Annotated in this window: 19 protein-coding genes; 3 read left to right on the top strand and 16 right to left on the bottom strand. The window is 72.4% G+C overall.

Features of this window, described 5'->3' with window-relative positions; genetic code table 11:
* Positions 1-33 precede the first annotated feature (33 nt).
* The 6 genes from IE294_RS24475 to IE294_RS24450 all read right to left on the bottom strand — a co-directional run bounded on the left by IE294_RS24475 (position 34) and on the right by IE294_RS24450 (position 6,641).
* Positions 34-633, bottom strand: a complete 600-nt coding sequence (locus IE294_RS24475) for a GTP-binding protein (RefSeq protein ID WP_189889509.1) — start codon at positions 631-633, stop codon at positions 34-36.
* Complete coding sequence (locus tag IE294_RS24470) at positions 611-982, bottom strand: DUF742 domain-containing protein (protein WP_189889507.1); 372 nt, start codon at positions 980-982, stop codon at positions 611-613. Before IE294_RS24470 ends, IE294_RS24475 begins: the two co-directional genes overlap by 23 nt.
* A 2-nt stretch (positions 983-984) precedes the next feature.
* A complete protein-coding gene (locus tag IE294_RS24465; protein ID WP_189889505.1) occupies positions 985-1,419 on the bottom strand; it encodes a roadblock/LC7 domain-containing protein in 435 nt (144 codons plus the stop codon).
* 89 nt (positions 1,420-1,508) lie between these two features.
* Entirely contained in the window at positions 1,509-3,941 is a 2,433-nt protein-coding gene (locus tag IE294_RS24460; RefSeq protein ID WP_268252807.1) for an ATP-binding protein, read from the bottom strand.
* Positions 3,942-4,639: 698 nt separating this feature from the next.
* Positions 4,640-5,374 (bottom strand): TetR/AcrR family transcriptional regulator, encoded by a 735-nt coding sequence (locus IE294_RS24455; RefSeq protein WP_189889503.1) that lies wholly within the window; start codon positions 5,372-5,374, stop codon positions 4,640-4,642.
* Positions 5,375-5,465: 91 nt separating this feature from the next.
* The gene (locus IE294_RS24450; protein ID WP_189889501.1) at positions 5,466-6,641 is read right to left on the bottom strand and encodes an MBL fold metallo-hydrolase; all 1,176 of its coding nucleotides are present in this window, start codon (positions 6,639-6,641) and stop codon (positions 5,466-5,468) included.
* A 195-nt stretch (positions 6,642-6,836) separates the two neighbouring features.
* Here IE294_RS24450 and IE294_RS24445 point away from each other — a divergent pair, with 195 nt between their 5' ends.
* Together IE294_RS24445 and IE294_RS24440 are read left to right on the top strand one after the other, a co-directional pair.
* Positions 6,837-8,012: a glutamate dehydrogenase gene (locus tag IE294_RS24445; RefSeq protein WP_189889500.1), complete on the top strand. Its 1,176-nt coding sequence runs from the start codon at positions 6,837-6,839 to the stop codon at positions 8,010-8,012.
* Between the two features lie 56 nt (positions 8,013-8,068).
* Entirely contained in the window at positions 8,069-8,689 is a 621-nt protein-coding gene (locus IE294_RS24440) for a TetR/AcrR family transcriptional regulator (RefSeq protein ID WP_189889498.1), read from the top strand.
* Positions 8,690-8,928: 239 nt separating this feature from the next.
* On the opposite strand, the gene IE294_RS24435 is transcribed toward IE294_RS24440, so the two are convergent.
* Together IE294_RS24435 and IE294_RS24430 are read right to left on the bottom strand one after the other, a co-directional pair.
* Positions 8,929-9,714 (bottom strand): SGNH/GDSL hydrolase family protein, encoded by a 786-nt coding sequence (locus tag IE294_RS24435; protein WP_189889496.1) that lies wholly within the window; start codon positions 9,712-9,714, stop codon positions 8,929-8,931.
* Between the two features lie 195 nt (positions 9,715-9,909).
* Positions 9,910-11,985: an alpha-galactosidase gene (locus IE294_RS24430; protein WP_189889719.1), complete on the bottom strand. Its 2,076-nt coding sequence runs from the start codon at positions 11,983-11,985 to the stop codon at positions 9,910-9,912.
* A 172-nt stretch (positions 11,986-12,157) separates the two neighbouring features.
* Here IE294_RS24430 and IE294_RS24425 point away from each other — a divergent pair, with 172 nt between their 5' ends.
* Positions 12,158-12,955, top strand: coding sequence for a tyrosine-protein phosphatase (locus IE294_RS24425; RefSeq protein WP_189889494.1), 798 nt, complete (start codon positions 12,158-12,160; stop codon positions 12,953-12,955).
* 10 nt (positions 12,956-12,965) lie between these two features.
* Here the strand turns inward: IE294_RS24425 and IE294_RS24420 are convergent, their stop codons facing one another.
* From IE294_RS24420 to IE294_RS24385, 8 genes are all read right to left on the bottom strand, one after another.
* Positions 12,966-13,199 carry a hypothetical protein gene (locus tag IE294_RS24420; protein WP_189889492.1) on the bottom strand — a complete coding sequence of 78 codons (234 nt, stop codon included), beginning with the start codon at positions 13,197-13,199 and terminating at the stop codon, positions 12,966-12,968.
* 512 nt (positions 13,200-13,711) lie between these two features.
* On the bottom strand, positions 13,712-13,834 hold the full coding sequence (locus tag IE294_RS24415) for a DUF6126 family protein (protein WP_014676213.1): 123 nt from the start codon (positions 13,832-13,834) through the stop codon (positions 13,712-13,714).
* Positions 13,831-14,460 (bottom strand): helix-turn-helix domain-containing protein, encoded by a 630-nt coding sequence (locus tag IE294_RS24410; protein WP_189889490.1) that lies wholly within the window; start codon positions 14,458-14,460, stop codon positions 13,831-13,833. The genes IE294_RS24415 and IE294_RS24410 overlap by 4 nt, the downstream gene beginning before the upstream one ends.
* 91 nt (positions 14,461-14,551) lie before the next feature.
* A complete protein-coding gene (locus tag IE294_RS24405) occupies positions 14,552-15,937 on the bottom strand; it encodes an aspartate aminotransferase family protein (protein WP_189820378.1) in 1,386 nt (461 codons plus the stop codon).
* Positions 15,934-17,832 (bottom strand): 1-deoxy-D-xylulose-5-phosphate synthase, encoded by a 1,899-nt coding sequence (dxs, locus tag IE294_RS24400; protein WP_189889488.1) that lies wholly within the window; start codon positions 17,830-17,832, stop codon positions 15,934-15,936. Before dxs ends, IE294_RS24405 begins: the two co-directional genes overlap by 4 nt.
* 36 nt (positions 17,833-17,868) lie before the next feature.
* Entirely contained in the window at positions 17,869-18,996 is a 1,128-nt protein-coding gene (gene ispG / locus IE294_RS24395) for a flavodoxin-dependent (E)-4-hydroxy-3-methylbut-2-enyl-diphosphate synthase (protein WP_189889486.1), read from the bottom strand.
* Between the two features lie 4 nt (positions 18,997-19,000).
* Complete coding sequence (gene hpnH / locus IE294_RS24390; RefSeq protein ID WP_014676208.1) at positions 19,001-20,023, bottom strand: adenosyl-hopene transferase HpnH; 1,023 nt, start codon at positions 20,021-20,023, stop codon at positions 19,001-19,003.
* Positions 20,024-20,028: 5 nt separating this feature from the next.
* Positions 20,029-20,670 (bottom strand): phosphorylase family protein, encoded by a 642-nt coding sequence (locus tag IE294_RS24385; RefSeq protein ID WP_189889484.1) that lies wholly within the window; start codon positions 20,668-20,670, stop codon positions 20,029-20,031.

Here is a 20,670-nt window from a genome sequence, read left to right as displayed (position 1 = left end):
TCATATAGGGGCTCCGTGGGCGGTAGGGCGGGATCACCTGTGGGCGCCGTGGCTGGGCGCGGTCACCGGGGCGTGGGCGAGGAGGTGGCGGACGAGCACGAGCAGGGTCTGGACGCCGGAGCTGGAGATCCGGGCGTCGCAGCGGACCACCGGGATCTCCGGGTCGAGGTCGATGGCGGCCCGCACCTCCTCGGGGTCGTAGCGGTGGGAGCCGTCGAACTCGTTGAGGGCGACGATGAAGGCGAGCCCGCGTTCCTCGAAGAAGTCGACGGCGGCGAAGCAGTCCTGGAGGCGCCGGGTGTCGGCGAGGACGACCGCGCCGAGCGCGCCCTCGGACAGCTCGTCCCACATGAACCAGAACCGCTCCTGCCCCGGCGTGCCGAACAGGTACAGCACATGGTGCGGATCGAGGGTGATCCGGCCGAAGTCCATGGCGACCGTGGTCTCCATCTTGTTCTCGACGCCGTCGAGACTGTCCGTGCCGACACTGACCGTGGTGAGCAGTTCCTCCGTGCTGAGCGGCGCGATCTCGCTGACGGCGCCCACGAAGGTGGTCTTACCGACGCCGAACCCGCCCGCCACCAGGATCTTGAGCGCGGTCGGGAACGGGTCAGAGCTGTCGTCGTAGTCCATCGAGCACTGCCTCCAGCAGAGACCGGTCAGTGGGAGTGTGGTGGTAGACGGGCGGCTTGGTGGTCAGCGCGCCGCAGTCGACCAGGTCCGAGAGCAGCACCTTGGTGACCACGGCGGGCAGTTCGAGCTGGGCGGCGACCTCGGCGACCGAGACGGGCGCGCGGCACAGGTCGAGCGCCTGCGCGTGCTCGGGGCCGAGGTAGCCGAGCGGGGTGACGCCGGTGGCCATCACCTGCGACATCAGGTCGAGGGCGATGCTGGGTTCGGTGCGGCCGTTGCTGACCGTGAACGGCCGCACGAGCCGTCCGGCCGCGTCGTCCAGCCAGGGCCCGTCGCCGGCTGCGGCCACGCTCAGGGCCTCGTCGCCGTGGGTTCGACGGCGTGCTGCCGGGGCGCGGTGACCAGGTAGGGGCGGACGCTCTTGACCAGCATCGCCATCTCGTAGCCGAGCACCGCGGCGTCGGCCTCGCGGCCCGCCAGCACGGCGAGGCAGGTGCCGGAACCGGCGGTGGTGACGAACAGCAGGGTCGCGTCGAGTTCGACGACGACCTGGCGGACGTCCCCGCCGTCGCCGAACCGGACGCCCGCGCTGCGGCCGAGGGAGTACAGGCCGGAGGCCAGGGCCGCCATGTGGTCGGCGCTGTCGGCGTCCAGGCCGTGCACGGACTTCACCAGTCCGTCGCAGGACAGGAGCACCGCGCTGGTGGTGTGCGGTACGCGCTGCACGAGGCCGCTCAGCAGCCAGTCGAGGTCGGATGCGTGGACGGTCGGCGCATCGCTCGCCATGGTGGATCGACTCCTTGGGGTACGAGGACCAGCGGGAGCGCTGGGGGTGGGGGTGGGGGTACGACGTACGGGTGCGGGGGCGGGGGCGGTCATCCGGCCGGGGAGCTCCCCTCGGTCCGGCCGGTGCCGCGACCGCCGTCGCCTGCGGGCGCGTGGGCGTGCGCCTGGGGTATGGGGGCCGGGGACAGGGGGTCCGGCACCGGGTGCTGCGGCGTGGTGGGGCCCGGAGTGGTGGGGGGCTGGGCTGTGTGGTCTGTGGACATATGGCCCGACCCCATGTGGTGCGCATCCGTGTAGCCCTGGGCCGCCTGGTCCGGGCCCCGGTGATCCGAACCCGCGTAGCCCTGGGCCGGGTGGTCCGCGCCCATGTGGTCCTCACCCGTGTGGTCCGGCCCCATGTGCTCCTGGCCCCTGTGCTGTGACCCCATGTCATCCGCATCGCCGTGCTCGGGGCGTGCGCGCGTCGGCTCGGCCGGCCCCGGAGCGGACACCGGCAGATGCGCGTCCGCCCTGTGCTCGGCATCCATAGGGGCCGAACCCATGTGCCCGTACGCCGTTTCCCCGTACGCCGGCTCCTCGTACGCCGTCGTCTCGTACGCCGGCTCCTCGTACTCCCGCTCCCGGAACCCCGGCTCACCGAGCTCGGGTCCCCGGGGCCCCGGCGCCCGGAACTCCGGCTCCTGCTGCTCGGACTCCAGGCTCTGCTGGGCCTCGGCCAGTCCGATGCCGCGCTGGAAGGCGGCCATCAGGCCGGGGTCGTGGCCGGCGACGGTGTCGCTCTCCTGTCGGGGCAGCGGGCCGCCGCGCAGCTGGGGCGCGATGTGCTCCTGGGCACGTCGGCGGGGCAGTCGGGGCTTGCCCATGGTGCCGCGGACCGGGCCGACGCGCGGGGTGGGCAGGACGCCCGTGTGCGCCTCCACCGCCGCCCGGTCCTCGGCGCTGATGCCGGGCACGGCCTCGGCGGGTGTGGGCCGTGCCTCCTGGGCACCGCGCACGGGAAGCGGGGCCGGGGCGCCTCCGTGCCGCCCGCGCGCGCCGCTCTCCGTCCCACGCCGCCCCGGCCCCCGTTGGGCGTGCCTCCGCCGCCCGGTGGCCGCGGACTGCCCGCCGCCCGTCCCGGCCTCGGCCGCCTCGCCGGCCCGGTCCCCGCCGCCCGGAGTGGCGTCGCGCCCGCCGCCGGCACTCCCGGCTCCAGCACCGTTCCCGGCACCTGGCGCCGGCGCCGCCCGCACGTCCTGCGACGCCCCGGCCTCCCCCGACGGCTGCGACTGCGGCTGCGGTACGGCGGTCCCCGCGCCCGCGCCCGGCACGCCCGGTGCGTTGCCCAGCAGGGCCTGCGGCACGACGAGGACCGCCTGCACCCCGCCGTAGATGTTGGTCTGCAACCGCACGTGGATGCTGTGCCGGCGGGCGATCTGGGAGACGACGTAGAGCCCGATACGGCCGTCGGCCAGCAGGCTCGCGACATTGACCTGGTCGGGGTCGGCGAGCACGGCGTTCATCCGCTCCTGCTCGGCGACGGGCATGCCCAGCCCGCGGTCCTCGACCTCCACGGCGAGGCCGGAGGTGACGAGGTTGGCGCGGAGCAGCACCTGGGTGTGCGGGGCGGAGAACACCGTGGCGTTCTCGATGAGTTCGGCGAGCAGGTGGATGACGTCGGCGACGGCGTGGCCGCGCAGTTCGCCGTCGATGGGCGGCACCAGTCTGACCCGGGAGTACTGCTCGACCTCGGCGATGGCGGAGCGCAGTACCTCGGTCATGCTGACGGGGTTGCTCCACTGCCGCCGGGAGACCGCGCCGCCGAGCACGGCCAGGTTCTCGGCGTGCCGGCGGATGCGGGTGGCCAGATGGTCGACGTGGAAGAGCCCCTTGAGCAGATCGGGGTCCTCGATCTCGCTCTCCAGGTCGTCGAGGATCGAGATCTCACGGTGCACCAGGGACTGGAGCCGCCGCGCGAGGTTGACGAACACCTCCAGCTTCTGCTGGCTGCCGGTCTGGCTGGAGAGCTGGGCGGCCCGTACGACGGCGGTGACGGCGCCGTCGTACGCGCGCGCCAGATCGGCGGCGAGCAGTTCGAAGTCGTCGGCGTCGGCGGGCGGCCGGCGGCGCGGGCCGTGCTGCGGCGGCTTCTCGCCCTGCCGCAGCGCGTCGACCAGGGCGTGCAGGTCGGCCTCGCCGCGCGCGGCGGTGCGGCGCAGAGCGTCGACGCGGTCGGCGACCGAGCGGGCGGCGCGGTCGGCGGCCACGGCGGCGATCAGGATGCCGGCGACCGCCACGGTGACCGAGCCGGCGAGCACGGCCCACAGGAGGGGGCCGGTGCGTGCGCCGGTGGAGCGGATGCTGAAGAGCACCGCGGCGGTGGCGCTGAGCGCGACCGCGAGGGGCGGCAGGACGGCGAGCCGCATCAACTGGGGCCGTATGTGCGCTTCGGGCAGTGCGGGAGCGGGTCGGGCGACCGGTCGCCCGTGCCGGCCGCCCTCGCGGCGATCGGCGCGGGCGGCCGGTGCTCGGAGGTGAGACATCTGCGTCCTCGTACTGGTCCGTCGGGCCTGTGTCCTCGTGCGGTGCGCGGTGCGGGCATGCGTCGATGCGGGCGTGCGTCATCGCTGCCGACCGGCGGGACCGGTGCACCCGGCCGCGCGTCGCCCGGCGGACACTCACAGTAGTTGCCTGAGCATCAGGTGCGGTGGGCAGTTGACAAAGTCACCCGAGCAGCGTCCCGCTCTGGTATGAGGCGTCGCACGGAGGTCCGATGACCGCTGTTCAAGACCGGGCCGATTCGATTCGTGAGCGATCCTGCCTGGTCACAAGTGGTCAGGAACGGAACGCCCGACCGATCGCCCTCCACCGCCGCACCCCCTCCGCACGGCGCACGCACGCGGGGACAACGCTCCCGGCGCCGCCTCCACGACGAACCCCGGAGTCCCTCCACCCGGCCACTCCACCCCCGATTCATCACTCAACGTGTTCGCTTTGGCCTTTGACCGGGCCAGGGGCCGGACGGAGACTGGTGTACGCGGTACGTGGGCTGTGTAGGTGTACGGCCCCACGGCCGGGCCCCACTCGCCCGGCGGAAGTCGCTCTCGCGCAGGAGCGTGCGCAGGGTCCGCACGGGAGGGACGCGCTGACGGCGCCCGGTCGACAGCACACGCCATCGGCGACCGAGGCCGAGCGATTTACTGCTGTCCACGGCTTTATGCCTGATGTGTACGTCGTACTCTCAGGGTCCTTTGGGACCGTAGAACGCGTCACGAGGCGCCTCGGGCATGCGGCTGAGCAGGCTGTCGAGACCGTTCGTCAGGTCGCGTTCGTCGTCGTAGTCGGCGAGGTGCGGGACCAGGGCGCGCAGCCGCGGATAGTCGGCGGCGGACAGCCGGTGCAGGCCGAGGCGCAGTACGGGGTCCGGCTCCTCGGGGTTGTCCACGGCCTGGCGTTTGTCCACGAGGAGACAGCCGAGGGTCCAGGAGACGAAGGTGCGGTAGACGGTCAGAGCGGTGGGGTCGTCGAATCCGGCGCGGGCGAGGACGGCGAACATGTGCTCGGTGAGCTGGAGCCAGGGTTCGGGGCGGCGGGCCACGGGCACGGCGAGCGGGCGGACGGCCACCACCGGCAGCACTTCGGGATGGGCGTGCACCACACCGGCGAACGCCCGCGCGATACGGCGCAGCTCCGTCCGCCAGTGCGGTTCGCCTGCCGCGTCGGCGCGGGCCCGCTCGACCGAGGTCCGCAGCCGTTCGTTGACCTCGGCGAAGAAGACCTCCATCAGGCCGTCGAACAGCCCTTCCTCACCGTCCGTGTACCGGTAGGGCGCCGTCGGCTCCACGCCCAGGTCCGCCGCCAGGCGGCGCATGGTCAGGGCCGCCAGCCCTTCCCGGTCCACGAGGGCGACGGCCGCGGCGAGCACCACGGGGCGGCTCAGGCGCCGCCGCCTCTCCGGTTTGTCGCGCTCTGCCATGGCCGCACTCCGCGAACGCCGCGCACATCGCACGTTTCCTTCATATTCGTACGTTTCATCCGCGGAACCGGGGCCGTTCGACCCGGTCGGCTCAGGCGCCCGTGTCGCGCGCGGGCGGTTCCGCGACGAACGCCCCGACCGAGCGCCAGGTGCGCCGCACGTCCCCCGACGCGCTCCGCCACCACGCCTCGGCCGGCAGCTTGCCTGCGGCCTCGAAGGGCTCGCCCGGCCGGGGCAGGGCCACCGCCTGGCCGGCCTCCCCGGCGGCCTCCTTCGTCCACTCCCCCGGCTCGGCCCAGGGGTGCGGGGCGAGGTTGAAGGTGCCCCAGTGGATGGGCAGCAGGACGCCGTGCGGCGCGCCGCCCTGGAGGTCGAGGTGGGCGCGCAGGCCCTCCTCGGGGGTCATGTGGATGTCGGGCCAGAACTCGCTGTACGCCCCGATCTGGATCATCGTGGCGTCGAACGGGCCGTGCGCGGCGCCGATGTCCTGGAAGCCGTCGAAGTAGCCGGTGTCGCCGCTGTGGTAGATCCGGTGCTCCTCGCCGGCTACGGCCCAGGACGCCCAGAGGGTGTGCTGGGTGTTGCGCAGGCCCCGGCCGCAGAAGTGGCGGGCCGGGGTGGCGGTGAGGGTGAGGCCGCCGACCCGGGTGGACTCGTGCCAGTCCAGTTCGCGCAGCCGGTCCGGAGAGACGCCCCAGTGTTCGAGGTGGGCCCCCACGCCGAGCGGCACGGCGAACAGGGTGTCCGTGCCGGCCAGCGCCTTGATGGTGGGCAGGTCCAGGTGGTCGTAGTGGTCGTGCGAGATGACGACGGCGTCGACCGGGCCGAGGGCGGCCAGCGGCAGCGGCACCGGGTGGAGCCGCTTGGGCCCGGCGAAGGGGAACGGGGAGCAGCGCTCGCCCCAGACGGGGTCGAACAGGATCCGGTGGCCGTCGATCTCGGCGAGCACGCTGGAGTGGCCCATCCAGGTCAGCCGCAGTCCGGTGGCGGGCGGCTTGGCCAGGTCGGCGAAGGTCGTGGGGTGTACCGGGACGGTGCCCTTGGGAGCGCGCAGCGGCCGGGTGTCCCTGTCCAGGAACACCTTCGCGAGGTCCAGTGAGGAACCGGAGGGCCGGGTGCGGGCGGGGCCGCCGGGGTTCTGGAAGACGCCGTCCTTGAAATGCGGCGAGCGGCGGATGCGTGCCATGCGCTCACCCCCCGGGTCCGCTCCGAACGCAGCGGGCCGCAGCGTGCGGAGCCCGGAGCTCGCGGAACGCAGACCGGTCACGGTACCTCCCGGTGGAGTGGGTGAGGTCCCCCATTATGGTCGGCGCCGCCGACGGCCGGGCCACGGAGGGGTGCGTCCGCCGGCTACTGACTAGCCGTTCAGCGCGTTGACAGGGTCCGGACCGGCTCCGGATACTGACTCGCCGTTCAGGTGATCACCTCATCGCTCCCCGAGGAAGCCCCTATGACCACCCCCATGACCACCCCTTTGCTGTCACTCGTCTGGACCGATCACGTCACCGGCCGCCGAGGCTTCCTGGTCGTGGACCGGCTGGTGCGGGGCGTGGCGAGCGGCGGGCTGCGGATGCGGCCCGGCTGCACGCTGGAGGAGGTGGCCGGGCTCGCCCGCGGCATGACGATGAAGGAGGCCCTGCACTACCGCCCCGAGGGCCGCTACATCCCGCTCGGCGGTGCCAAGGGCGGCATCGACTGCGACCCCCGCGACCCGGAGGCGTACGGGCTCCTCGTCCGCTATCTGCGCGCCATGCGGCCGTACGTCGAGAGCTGCTGGACCACCGGCGAGGACCTGGGTCTCACCCAGGACCTGGTGGACCGCGCGGCGGCCGAGGCGGGCCTGGTCTCCTCGATCCAGGCGGTCTACCCGCTGCTGGACGACGAGGCGACGGCCCGCAAGCGGCTCGCGGACGCCTTCGCGGTGGAGGTGGACGGCATCGGCCTGGACGAGCTGGCGGGCGGCTGCGGGGTCGCCGAGTCGGTGCTGACGGCCCTGGACCGGGCGGCGGTGCCGTATCCGGGCACCCGGGTCGCCGTGCAGGGTCTCGGCACGATGGGCGGGGCCACCGCGCGCTTCCTCGCGCGCGCGGGCCTGACGGTCGTGGCCGTCGCCGACGTCAAGGGCACGATCGCCAACCCGGCGGGGCTCGACGTCGAGGCGCTGCTGGCGGCGCGGGACGGCTACGGCACCGTGGACCGCGGCGCGCTGCGCCCCGGCGACCGCGAACTGCCCGGCGACGCCTGGCTGTCCGCGGAGGCGGAGGTGCTGGTACCGGCCGCCGTGTCGTACGCCGTCGACCGTGCGAACCAGGAGCGCGTCCGGGCGCGTTGGATCGTCGAGGCCGCCAACATGCCCGTCGTGCCCGAGGCGGAGGCGCTGCTGACCGCGCGCGGGGTGACGGTGCTGCCGGACGTGGTGGTCAACTCCGCGACGAACGCCTGGTGGTGGACCCTGTTCGGCGACATCGGCGCGGACGCCGACGAGGCGTTCGGTCACATCCGGCGCTCGATGCGCGCGCTGACCGGGCGGGTGCTGGACCGTGCGGAGGCCGACGGCACCACCCCGCGCGTGGCCGCGCACGCCCTGGTGGCCGACCGGTTGCCGGTGATCGCGGAACGGTTCGGCTGGTACCGGTGACGGGCCTGTCGCGCGACGGCTTCGGCGGCGTCGGGGTCAACGACTAGGGTGACCGCGTGGCGAGAGTGCGGTTGAGCGTGGCCGAGCGGCGGGAGGAGCTGCTGCGGGCAGCCATCGAGCAGATCGAGGCGCGGGGCGTGGCGGCGGTCAGGATCGCCGACGTGGCCGCGGCCCTGGGGGTGAGCAACGCGCTGGTGCTGTACCACTTCTCCACGAAGGAGAAGCTGGTCGCCGCCGCGTTCGCCTACGCGGCCGAGGACGACCTCGCGCGCCTGCGCAAGCTGCTGGGCCGGCGGACCACCGCGCTGCGCCGGCTGCGGGCGGCGGTGCGCTGGTACGCGCCGACCGGGCAGGCCAAGGGCTGGCGGCTGTGGATCGAGGGCTGGGCCGTGTCCCTGCGCGAGCCCGCCCTGCGGGAGGTCACCCGGGAGCTGGACGCACAGTGGAAGGCGGCGATCGCGCGCGTCATCTCCGAGGGCGTGGCGGCCGGTGAGTTCGCCTGTGCGGACCCGACCGGCACGGCACTGCGGCTGACCGCGCTGCTGGACGGGCTGGCGGTCCAGCTGACGTCGTACCCGGGCGCGGTGCCCCGGTCCCGGGCGCAGGGGTGGGTGGACGACGCCCTCGCTCGCGAACTGGGCCTGGAGCGGGAGGCGTTGGCCGACAGGCAGCGCTGACCCGCGGGCCCTCCACGCCGCGGATACAGCGACAGCGCTGCCGGGCCGCGCGGGAACGGTGCGGCGATGGACGTACGCACCTCGACGAGCTCCGCACCCCGCCGGCCCGGCACGCCCGCCCCGACGGGACCACCGCCCTCGACGGCGTCCCGGCCTCGAAGGCCGACCGGTCGGAGCCGCCGGCGCTCTCCAAGTCCGGCACGGGCCGTGGCAGGGCGGTGGGCCGACGGGTCAGCGGGTCAGGCCACCGAGGCGATCCGCATCTTGATGTCGTCCGGTGACAGCGTGCCCTTGGCGGTCACGTGGTCGCCCGAGGACTCGCCGCGCAGGCGGCGGCCGATCCAGGGGACGAGGTACTCCCGGGCCCACTGGACGTCGTCACGGCGGACCTCCAGCGTGCCCCGGGGCGGCAGCGGCGGCCACGGCTGCTCCGGGTCGGCCGGGACGTCCAGGCCGAGGGCCTGTCCCGCGCGCAGCGCCACGCGCGTGTGCCCCTCGGGCGAGAGGTGCAGCCGGTCGCTGTCCCAGGCCCTGCGGTCCTGCACGGACTTGAGGGACCACAGGTCGAGGACGGGGCAGCCGTACCGGTCGGCGATGGCGCGGACATGCCCGTTGTAGGTGGCGATCTTGCCGCGGAGGTGCTTGAGGAGGGGGACGCCGCGCGTGTCGAAGCCGGTCGTCACCATCACCGTGGCGGCGGCCTCCGTCAGCCGGGCGACGGCGCGTTCGAAGCGCTCGGCCACCTCGTCGGGGTCGGTGCCGGGGCGGATGATGTCGTTGCCGCCCGCGCAGAAGGAGATCAGGTCCGGGGCCAGGCCGATGGCCTGCGGCACCTGGTCGGCCACGATCTGGTCCAGTAGCTTTCCGCGCACGGCGAGGTTGGTGTACTGGAAGTCGCCCTCGGGACGCCGGTCGGCGAGGAGAACCGCGAACCGGTCGGCCCAGCCCACGAACGCCCCGTCGGGGCCGGGGTCGCCGACGCCCTCGGTGAAGCTGTCCCCCACCGCCACGTACGACCCGATCACTGATCTGCTGTCATTCTTCGAATCGTCTGCCACATCGGACCATGATTCACCTTCGGATGTGACCTACGCGACCGTAGGCGGGGCTTGACGAACGGTGAGATGAGCCACTCTTAAATAGTTCGCAAAGCCAGGAATAAAGGCTGCACGGTACACCGAAGGCCGGACCCGGGGATCACGGGTCCGGCCTCGGATGCGTCAGATACGGCGCAGCCGGATGACCGTCGCGTCCAGGTCGCCCTTGAGGCCGGTGCGCAGCCCGTGGTGCAGCAGTACGGCACCTCGGTACACTTCGCCCGTTTCACGGCATTCGTACGACGCCGTCGGGTCGAGTCCGCGCAGCCGCACCGCCGGCACCGGCTCGCCGTAGCTCTGGGCCTGTAGCCAGGCGAGGACGACGGTCTCGTCCCCGCGGACGTACTGCACGGCGCTCAGACCTCCCGCCGGAGGCCGCAGCCGGTACAGCTCTCCGTGCTGCACGAGCGGGCGGATCTCCTTGTACAGCTCCACCCACCGCCGGGCCTCGGCCAGTTCCTGCGCGCTCCACTCCGTCAGGTCGCCGCCGACCCCCAGCACGCCCGCCATGGCACTGACGAACCGGAAGCGCAGCGAGCTGACCCGCCCGTTGAGCTGGGTGTTCGGGCTGTCGGTGACCCAGGCCGCCATCACGCGCGCGGGGTGGATCTGCGTGAAGCCGTGCTGGATGGCGAGCCGGTCCAGCGGGTCGGTGTTGTCGGAGGTCCACACCTGGTCGGTGCGGCCGAGCACGCCGAGGTCGATCCGGCCGCCGCCGCCCGAGCAGGACTCGAAGGCGACCCCGGGGTGCGCGGCCCGCAGCCGGTCCAGCAGGGCGTACAGGGCGCGGACGTGGTCCACCCACAGGCGCTGCGGGTACGGCTCCCCGGGCCAGCCGGCGTCGGTGAAGCAGCGGTTGAAGTCCCACTTCACATAGTCGATGGGGGCGCTGGACAGCAGGGTGTCCAACTGCTCCCACAGGTACTCCTGGACGTCCTCGCGCGCGAGGTTGAGAACGAGCTGGTTGCGCAGTTCCGTCCGCTTCCGCCCCGGCTGGTACTGCACCCAGTCCGGGTGGGCGCGGTACAGGTCGCTGTCCGGGTTGACCATCTCGGGTTCGACCCAGATGCCGAACTGCATGCCGAGCCCGTGCACTTGGTCGGCGAGGGGCTTCAGGCCGTGCGGGAAGCGGTCGGGGTTGGGCGTCCAGTCGCCGAGGCCGGCGCGGTCGCTGGTGCGGGCGCCGAACCAGCCGTCGTCCACGACGAACAGCTCGATCCCGATCTCGGCGGCCCGGCGGGCGAGCGCGAGCTGCTGCTCCTCGGAGATGTCGAAGAAGGTGGCCTCCCAGGAGTTGAACAGCACGGGCCGGTCCCGCTCGGCGTCCGGGATGACGTACGCCCGCTGGTAGGCGTGCCAGGCGCGGCTCGCACCGCCGAAGCCGCCGTCGCTCCACAGCCCCGCGAAGACCGGGGTGGTGTACGACTCCCCGGGCGCGAGGAGCAGCAGGCCGGAGTCGTCGTAACCGGCGCCGCCGGTGATCTGCACGCGCGCGTCCGGGAGCTGGGCGACCGCGATGCGCCAGGAGCCGGACCAGCCGAGCGCGCAGCCGTAGACCTCGCCGCGCTCCTCGGTTGCGTCGGTGTCGAGGGCCACCCAGGGCAGGTGCTGGTGGCCGGTGTGGCCCCGACGGCTGCCGATGACCTTCTCACCGTAGGTGAGGGGGCCGGCGGTGAGCCGGGACTCGGCGGCCCAGCGGCCGTGCAGCTGGGACAGCCGCCAGCCCTCGCGGTCGGGCAGCGTCCAGGTGGCCGCGTCCGCCCGCAGCAGCTCCACGCGCGCGTGGCCGCCGTTCTCGACGGTGACCCAGCGCTCCACCACATCGTCGCGCATCCGGTAGTGCAGGGTGATCGCCACGCCGTCGTCGGCGAAGCGCAGCCGCAGCTCCTCGTCCTCCGTGGTGTCGTACGCCACGAAGCGCCACTCGGTGCCGCGCCGCTCCTCGGTGCGCACGGACAGGGCGGGGCGGACGAAGCGGGGGCCGCCCTCGACCGGGTACTCCTCCCGGCCGTCGAGCGGGGACTCGAAGGCCCAGTAGCCGGGTAGCGGGCTCACCGCGAGCGCCTCGGCGTCGGCGAGGGCGATCCGTGGCCCCCAGTGCAGATGGAGCAGCTCGTCCGCGTCGGTGAGATGCAGGGCATAGCTGCTGTCGGGGCCCGACAGGAGCCACGTACGACCATTTTCGGCGATGTCCAGCATCGAGACCTCACAGGTGCCAACAGATCCGCTCAAGTGCCAACATCATCAAGGGCCGCGGACCTCTCTGACAATGCCTGTGGACAACTCATTGCCCGAGGAAATCGATGCCGTATGGTCGACGGAGCGCCCGCCGACGAGCCGCGACGGCGGGAACCGATCGGGAGGAGCCCCCGTGACGCAGCAGGTCCCGTCGATCGAGCCGGAGCTGGCCGGAGTGCGCAATTTCCGTGACGTGGGCGGGCTGCCGACCACGGACGGGCGGCGGGTGCGGTACGGCGTGCTCTTCCGCAGCGGGCACCTGGCGCACGCGACGGAGGAGGACGCGGCCTTCCTCGCCTCCCTGGGTCTGCACACGATCTTCGACTTCCGCAACGCGGCCGACCAGAAGCTGGAGGGCCCGGATGTCGAGCTGCCCGGCGTGCGGAACGTGAACCTGCCGCTGAGCGACCCGGCGGACGGCGCCGAGTTCTGGAAGATGGTCCGCGACGGCGACCTCGACCAGCTGCGCACGATCCTGGACGACGGCAAGGGCGCGGCCCGGATGATCGCGTCCTACCGGAAGATCGTCACGGAGCGCACCGCCGAGCACACGCACGTGCTGCACGCGCTGGCCGACGACAGCGTGCCCGCGCTGATGCACTGCGCGGCCGGCAAGGACCGCGCGGGCATCTCCATGGCGGTCACGCTCCTCGCTCTCGGGGTGGAGCGGGACGCGATCGTCGCCGACTACCTGGAGTCGGGCGCCGCGCACCGCCGCTACAAGGTCCGCCGCAGCGGCAGCGCGGACACCGCGTACACCCCCGAGGTGATGGAGCTCCTCAACCCGCTCTTCGACGCCCGCGCCGAGTACCTGGAGGCGGCCTTCGCGAGCATCGAGGAGACCTGGGGCGACATCGACGCCTACCTGGCGCGGGGCCTCGGCCTCTCCCCCGACTCGCGCGAGCGCCTGCGCGCCCGCCTGCTGGACTGACGGGACCCGCTCAGGGAGCCCAGGGCAGGCGGACCGCCTCGACCCCGGCATCACGCGGCAGTACCTCGACGGACGGGGCGGGGTCCACCACCTCGGTGGCCCCCAGGCCGTGGTCGGTGCACAGCACCCACGTGCGGTCCTCGGCCCACGCGCCACCGAGCACAGCCCGGGGGGCCTCGGCACCCGCCGCCTCGTCTGCTACGACCCGCTCATGCCGCAAAACCCCGACTTCGACAACCCGCACGTCCGGCCGGCTCCAGGTCTCGCGGTCCGGGCTGCCTCGGCGGAGGCGTGATCCGCAGCGGCCGGCTGTCCCCCCTTCCGCGCGGACGGGAAGCACCGGTACGAGGGCAGCAGCCCCTCGGACACCAGCGGGTCGCCGGTCCGCGCCGCGAGCTCCGCCCGACGGAGCCGCCGCCGGCCGGGGCCGGGATGCCCGGCCCGGACCAGACCGCCTCCGGTCGCCGTCCCGACGCCGCTGAGACCGATCCCGCCGGCGGTCTCCTGTTCGGCGCCGTCCTCCGCCGGGCGGCCCCGGCGGTACTCCTCGTGCGTCACGTCGGCCGGAGCCGCTCGTGCTCGTACAGGGCGTCGAGCGCCCAGGCCGCGTCCGGCGCGGTGGCATGGAGCCGGTGGTGCCGTCATCGGCCGGCTTCCGCAGCCGGTCGGCCGTGCGGGGCGAGGCGGTGGGCCGGTGAGCGGTGACCAGGTCGGATGCCTCGGGCGTCGGCGCATCCTGTCACGCGCCCCGCGGCGTCAGCCCTTGCCGCCCACCGCGAACAGCAGGTAGAGGAACGCGGCCAGGACGTGCCCGAGGGCGATGTAGATGATCAGCCGGATCCACAGGGATCGGGGGAACTTCTCCTCGAAGTTGCTCATAGCAGCTCTCCGGTCAGCGGGCCCAGGCACAGCGTGGCCGTGGGGCTTTGCAGCAGGGTGTGGACGAACAGCAGCTCCACGCCGTCCTGGTCCTCGGCGGCGAGGCGGTGCGGGGTGAGCGAGTCGAAGTGCGCGCTGTCACCGGGCCCCAGCAGGTGCGCGGTGTCGCCGAGACGCAGGCGCAGGCGCCCCTTGAGGACGTAGAGCCACTCCTCGCCGGGGTGGACGCGCACGATGTCGCCCTGCGAGCCGTACGGCACCCGCACCCGCAGGGCCTGCATGCCGCGGCCGGGCGCCCCGGCCTGGACGTACGTCCACCCACCGGCGTGGGTCGGCTCCATGTCGGCGGCCCGCACGATCGCGTCCCGGTCGGCGACCGTCTCACCGAGGAGCTCGGAGACGGTCGTACCGTAGATACGGGCGAGTGCGAGCAGCATCGGCAGCGACGGCTGTCGCTGCCCGGTCTCCAGCCGGGAGAGGTGGGCCGGGGAGAGCCCGGCCGCGCGGGCCGCGGCCTCCAGCGTAAGGCCGGCGCGCCGGCGCAGGGCGCGGAGCTGCGGCGCGACGGCGGGCAGGCCGTCGTCCGGAGCCGGGCCCGCCGCCGGCGCGGCGTCTGAGGCGTTCATGCCTCCATTCAGCCCCAGCCTTGCCTCCTAGGCAATTTTCTTGCCTCAGAGGCAAAGGCCCGGGAGGGCAGCCGCGCCGGCCGGCGTCCCGTCAGCGGTTCGCCACCGCCTGCTTGATCAAGGTCTTGCCGAAGTCCCACATCAGGCCGCCACCGCTGTGGGCGTCGTCCATGACCGCGGCGAAGGCGTCCACGAACCGGTCCACGTCGGCCTCGTCGACGACCAGCGGCGGAATGAGCTTGATCACCTCCAGATGGTCACCGGAGACCTGCGTGAGGATGCGGTGCTTCTGGAGCAGCGGTACGACGACCATCTGGGCGAACAGTCCCTTGCGGGCCGCCTGGAGCATGGTCCAGCGGCTGCGCAGCTTCAGCGAGGACGGCTTGCCGAACTCGATGCCGATCATCAGGCCCCGGCCCCGGACGTCCGCCAGCAGCTCGTACGTGTCGATCAGCGCGGTGAGCCGGGACTTCAGCAGCTCGCCCGTCCGGCGCACGCCGGCGACGATCTGCTCGTTCTCCATGACCGACAGCACGGCGAGCCCGCACGCCATCGCCTGCGCGTTGGCGCCGAAGCTCGCCGAGTGCACCAGCACCCGGTCCATGGACGAGTAGACCTTCTTGAAGATCCACTCCTTGCCGAGGGTGGCGCCGACGGGCACGTAGCCGCCGGAGAGGGCCTTGGCGACGCACACCAGGTCGGGTTCGACGCCGTCCTCGTGCTGGTAGGCGTAGAAGTCGCCGGTGCGGCCGAGGCCGGTCTGCACCTCGTCGGCGATGAGCAGCGCCTTGTGCCGGTGCAGCAGCTCCTGAGCGGCCCGCAGGTAGCCGGGCGGCGCCTCGTGCACACCCTTGCCCTGGATCGGCTCCACGATCAGCGCGGCGACGTCGCCCTTCATCAACTCCCGTGCCAGGGCGTCGAGATCGCCGAGCGGTACGGCGGTGTCGGGCAGCAGCGGGGCGAAGCCGTCGCGGAAGCCGCTCTCGCCGTTGACCGAGAGCGAGCCGGTGGTCAGGCCGTGGAAGGCGTGGTCGCAGTAGAGGACGCGCGGCTTGCCGGTTGCGTACCGGGCGAACTTCAAGGCCGTCTCGACCGCCTCGGTGCCGCTGTTGCCGAAGAACACCCGGTCCAGGTGGGGGCTGTGGGCCAGCAGCCGCTCGGCGAGCAGGCCGGGCAGCGGCTGGCAGTCGAAGCGGGTGAGGTCGGCGAGGTCCAGGTCCAGGACGTCGTGCAGCGCCTTGCGGACGACCGGGTGGTGCCGGCCGAGGCCCATCACGCCGAACCCGGCCAGCATGTCCAGGTAGTCGTTGCCCTCCGCGTCGAAGAAGTGCGCCCCCTCGGCACGCTCGTAGACCTTGTCGAAGCCGATGGTGTGCAGCATGCGCGGGAGCTGCGGATTGAGGTGCTTCGCGTGCAGCTCGTAGCGTTCGGCTCCGCGCTCGGCGAGCAGGGCGCCGAGGTCGAACTCGGTGGTCATTCACTCTCCTTGACTGCGCCGCCGGCGTCCTTGACGGCCAGGCTCGCACTGATCCGCCCGGCGATCTCGACGGGCGTGAGACCGATGTCGGCCAGCACCTCGCCGCGTTTGGCGTGCGGGAGGAACTGCTCCGGGATGCCGAACCGCCGTACCGGCACGTCCACGTCGGCGTCGCCGAGGGCCAGCGCCACCGCCGAACCGACGCCCGCGGCCCGGCTGTTGTCCTCGACCACGGCCACCAGCCGGTGCTCGGCCGCCAGACCCGGCAGCGCGGGGTCGACCGGCTTGACCCAGCGCGGGTCCACCACCGTGCAGCCGATGCCGCGGGCCTGGAGCAGCTCGGCGGCCTGGAGGCACACGGAGGCCATCACGCCGACGGCCACCAGCAGCACCTCGGGGCGGTCGGCGCGGTGCAGGACGTCCATGCCGCCGACGTGGTCGAGTGCCGGGACGGACGGGCCGACGGACTCCTTCGGGAAGCGGACCAGGGTGGGCGCGTCGTCCACGGCGACCGCCTCGCGCAACTGGGCGCGCAGTTGGTCGGCGTCGCGCGGGGCGGCGATCCTGAGCCCCGGGACGACCTGGAGGACGGACATGTCCCACATGCCGTTGTGGGAGGGTCCGTCGGCGCCGGTGACACCGGCCCGGTCCAGGACGAAGGTGACCCCGCAGCGGTGCAGGGCGACGTCCATCAACAGCTGGTCGAATGCCCGGTTGAGGAAGGTGGCGTAGACGGCGACGACCGGGTGCAGCCCGCCGGTCGCGAGGCCGGCCGCGGAGACGGCCGCGTGCTGCTCGGCGATGCCCACGTCCCACACCCGGTCCGGGAAGCGTTCGGCGAACTTCCCGAGGCCGACCGGGTGCAGCATGGCCGCCGTGATCGCCACGACGTCCTCGCGCTCCTCGCCGATCCTCACGATCTCCTCGCCGAACACCGAGGTCCAGGAGGGGCCGCTCGCCGGGGTGAGCGGTGCGCAGGTGAGCGGGTCCATCACGCCGACGGTGTGGAAGTGGTCCTCCTCGTGCGCGAGGGCGGGCTCGTAGCCGCGGCCCTTCACGGTGAGGCAGTGGACCAGGACCGGCCCGTGGAAGCGCTTCGCGCGGCGCAGCGCGGACTCGACGGCGTTGATGTCGTGGCCGTCGATCGGGCCGAGGTACTTCAGGCCCAGGTCCTCGAACATGCCTTGCGGGGCGAAGGCGTCCTTGAAGCCCTTCTTCGCTCCGTGCAGGGACTCGTAGAGCGTGGTGCCGACGACCGGGGTGCGCTGGAGCACCTCCTTGCCCCAGGCGAGGACCTTCTCGTAACCGTCGGTGGTGCGCAGCGTGGCCAGGTGGTTGGCGAGGCCGCCGATGGTGGGGGCGTACGACCGCTCGTTGTCGTTGACGACGATGATCAGCGGCCGGTCCTTGGCCGCGGCGATGTTGTTGAGCGCTTCCCAGGCCATGCCGCCGGTCAGCGCGCCGTCGCCGATGACCGCGACCACATGGCCCTTCTCCCCCAGCACCTGGTTGGCCTTGGCGAGCCCGTCGGCCCAGCCGAGCGCGGTGGAGGCGTGGCTGTTCTCGATGACGTCGTGCTCGGACTCCTCGCGCGAGGGGTAGCCGGACAGTCCGCCCTTGCCGCGCAGCTTGGAGAAGTCCTGGCGGCCGGTCAGGAGCTTGTGCACATAGCTCTGGTGGCCGGTGTCCCACAGGATGCGGTCGGCCGGTGACTCGAAGACCCGGTGGAGCGCGACGGTCAGTTCCACCACGCCCAGATTGGGGCCGAGGTGACCGCCCGTCCTCGACACCGCGTGCACCAGGAACTCACGTATCTCTCCGGACAGTTCACCGAGTTCCGCCTCGGACAGCGCCTTCAGGTCGCGTGGTCCCCGGATGTTCTCCAGAATGGTCACGCTCGGGCCCCCTCTCGGTCCGTGCCTTGCCTCAACTCAACTGTCTGCGGGGCTCGTCCGCTCGGCGAGCTTCATGGCCTCCTCGATGAGGGTCTCCACGATCCTGGACTCGGGCACGGTCTTGACGACCTCGCCCTTGACGAAGATCTGGCCCTTTCCGTTGCCCGAGGCAACTCCGAGGTCGGCCTCGCGGGCCTCGCCCGGACCGTTGACCACACACCCCATCACCGCGACCCTGAGCGGGACTTCCATGCCGTCCAGCCCCGCGGTGACCTCCTCGGCGAGCTTGTACACGTCCACCTGGGCCCGGCCGCAGGACGGACAGGAGACGATCTCCAGGCGCCGCTGCCGCAGCCCCAGCGACTGAAGGATCTGGATGCCGACCTTGACCTCCTCGGCGGGCGGCGCGCTCAGCGACACCCGGATGGTGTCCCCGATGCCCCGGGACAGCAACGCCCCGAAGGCCACCGCCGACTTGATCGTGCCCTGGAAGGCGGGACCGGCCTCCGTGACGCCCAGGTGGAGGGGGTAGTCGCACTGTTCGGCGAGCTGCCGGTAGGCCTCGATCATCACGACCGGGTCGTTGTGCTTGACGGAGATCTTGATGTCGCGGAAGTCGTGCTCCTCGAAGAGGGACGCCTCCCACAGGGCCGACTCGACCAGGGCCTCGGGGGTCGCCCTGCCGTACTTCTGGAGCAGGCGCTTGTCCAGCGAACCGGCGTTGACGCCGATGCGGATCGGCGTGCCGTGGTCCTTGGCGGCCCGCGCGATCTCCTTGACCTGGTCGTCGAACTTCTTGATGTTGCCCGGGTTCACGCGCACCGCCGCACAGCCGGCCTCGATGGCGGCGAACACGTACTTCGGCTGGAAGTGGATGTCCGCGATCACCGGGATCCGCGACTTCTCGGCGATGGTCGCGAGGGCGTCCGCGTCGTCCTGCGTGGGGCAGGCGACGCGGACGATCTGGCAGCCGGACGCGGTGAGTTCCGCTATCTGCTGCAAGGTGGCGCCGATGTCCGACGTGCGGGTCGTCGTCATGGACTGCACCGACACCGGGGCTCCGCCCCCGACCGCCACCGGCCCGACGTGGATCTGCCGCGACTGCCGCCGCGGCGCGACCGGACGGGCCGGTACCCCGGGAACGCCCAAGGGAACGGCGGTCATCGTGTCACTCCCGGTTTCCGGAGACGGTCTCGCGCATCGCCCGCAGGGACTCCTTCAGGGAGCCCATGGTGGCGAGGACGGCGGTCGGCTCGTAGCCGCAGTGCGCCATGCAGTTGTCGCAGCGCGGGTCCTTGCCGCGGCCGTACTTGTCCCAGTCGGTCTTCTCGATGAGTTCGCGGTACGTCGGCACGTACCCGTCGCTCATCAGGTAGCAGGGGCGCTGCCACCCGAAGAGCGAGTAGTTCGGGATCGCCCACGCGGTGCACGGGAAGTCGACCTTGCCCTCCAGGAAGTCCAGGAAGAGCGGGGAGTGGTTGAGCCGCCACTTCTTGCGGTTGCCGCCCGCGAAGGCCTTCCTGAACAGCTCGCGGGTCTGCTCGACCCCGAGGAAGTGGTCCTGGTCGGGGGCCTTCTCGTAGGCATAGGCGGGCGAGATCATCATCTCGTCGACCTTGAGGTCGTCGTTGAGGAAGTTGAGCACCTCGATGATGGTCTGCGGGGTGTCGGTGTTGAAGAAGGTGGAGTTGGTGGTCACCCGGAAGCCGCGCCGCTTGGCCTCCTTGATGGCCTCCACCGCCTCGTCGAAGACGCCTTCCTTGGCGACGGACTCGTCGTGCCGCTCCCGCAGCCCGTCGATGTGCACGGCGAAGGCGAAGTAGGGCGACGGCGTGAACTTGTCCATCTTCTTGCGCAGCAGCATCGCGTTGGTGCACAGGAAGACGTATTTCCGCTTCGCCACCAACTGCCGCACGATCTCGTCGATCTGAGGGTGCATCAACGGCTCGCCACCGGCGATGGACACCATCGGCGCACCGGACTCCAGCACCGCGCCCACGGCCTGGGCGACCGGCATGCGCTGCTTGAGCACACCGGCCGGGTGCTGGATCTTGCCGCAGCCCTCGCACTTCAGATTGCAGGCGAACAGCGGTTCCAGCTCGACGATGAGCGGGAACTTGTCCCGCTTGCGGAGCTTCTGTTCAGCCAGGTATGTCGCGACCTTGATGGACTGGCGCAACGGCATGGCCATCTGGCTCACCTCCGAGGGAGCAGCGAAGAACGGTGCCATTCAAAAAATGAGGGAAGGATGGAACGAAGAACGCGGAAGGCTGATATTCCGCCGCGCACCGTGCCGATCCGGACGAGTTCGTGTTCCGGGGCGTCCACGACCACCCGGACGGCCGCGACCGGGCGCTCGCCCGTGCGGACGGCCGTGCGGAGCGTGGCCGCCGACTCCATGTCGACCGCGATCGCGCCGGTGGCGAGCAGATCGTACCGCTCGGCCCCCCGCACGACGTGGTCGGAGCCGGTGAGCGGGCCGGTGTGGACCGTGCGTCCGGGCAGCAGGCGCACGAGTTCCTCGACCAGCAGGTCGGTGCCCACGCACGGGACGGTCCCGCGCGGGTCCCGGGTCTCCTCGGCGACGACCAGGTCGCCGGGGTGCATGCCGGGGGCGAGCCCGGCACAGAAACCGGTGGCCAGCACGGCGGTGCCGGCCGCCGCCGGACCGGCGAGGTGCCGGCCGACGGAGCGTTCCGCCGCCTTCGGGCCCATGCCCGTACGGACGACGGTGTACGGCCCGTCCGCCCCGCTCCTGTCGCCGGTGCGCAGGGCGAGGTGCTCGATGCCGAGCGCGCAGGCGATCAGCAGCGGGGCCGGGGCGGGCTGGTCGCTCAA

Source organism: Streptomyces canarius (genome assembly GCF_014650735.1).
Classification (GTDB): domain Bacteria; phylum Actinomycetota; class Actinomycetes; order Streptomycetales; family Streptomycetaceae; genus Streptomyces; species Streptomyces olivaceoviridis.
Note: the sequence above shows the minus strand (reverse complement) of the source record. Positions and strands in the feature narration are given on the sequence as shown.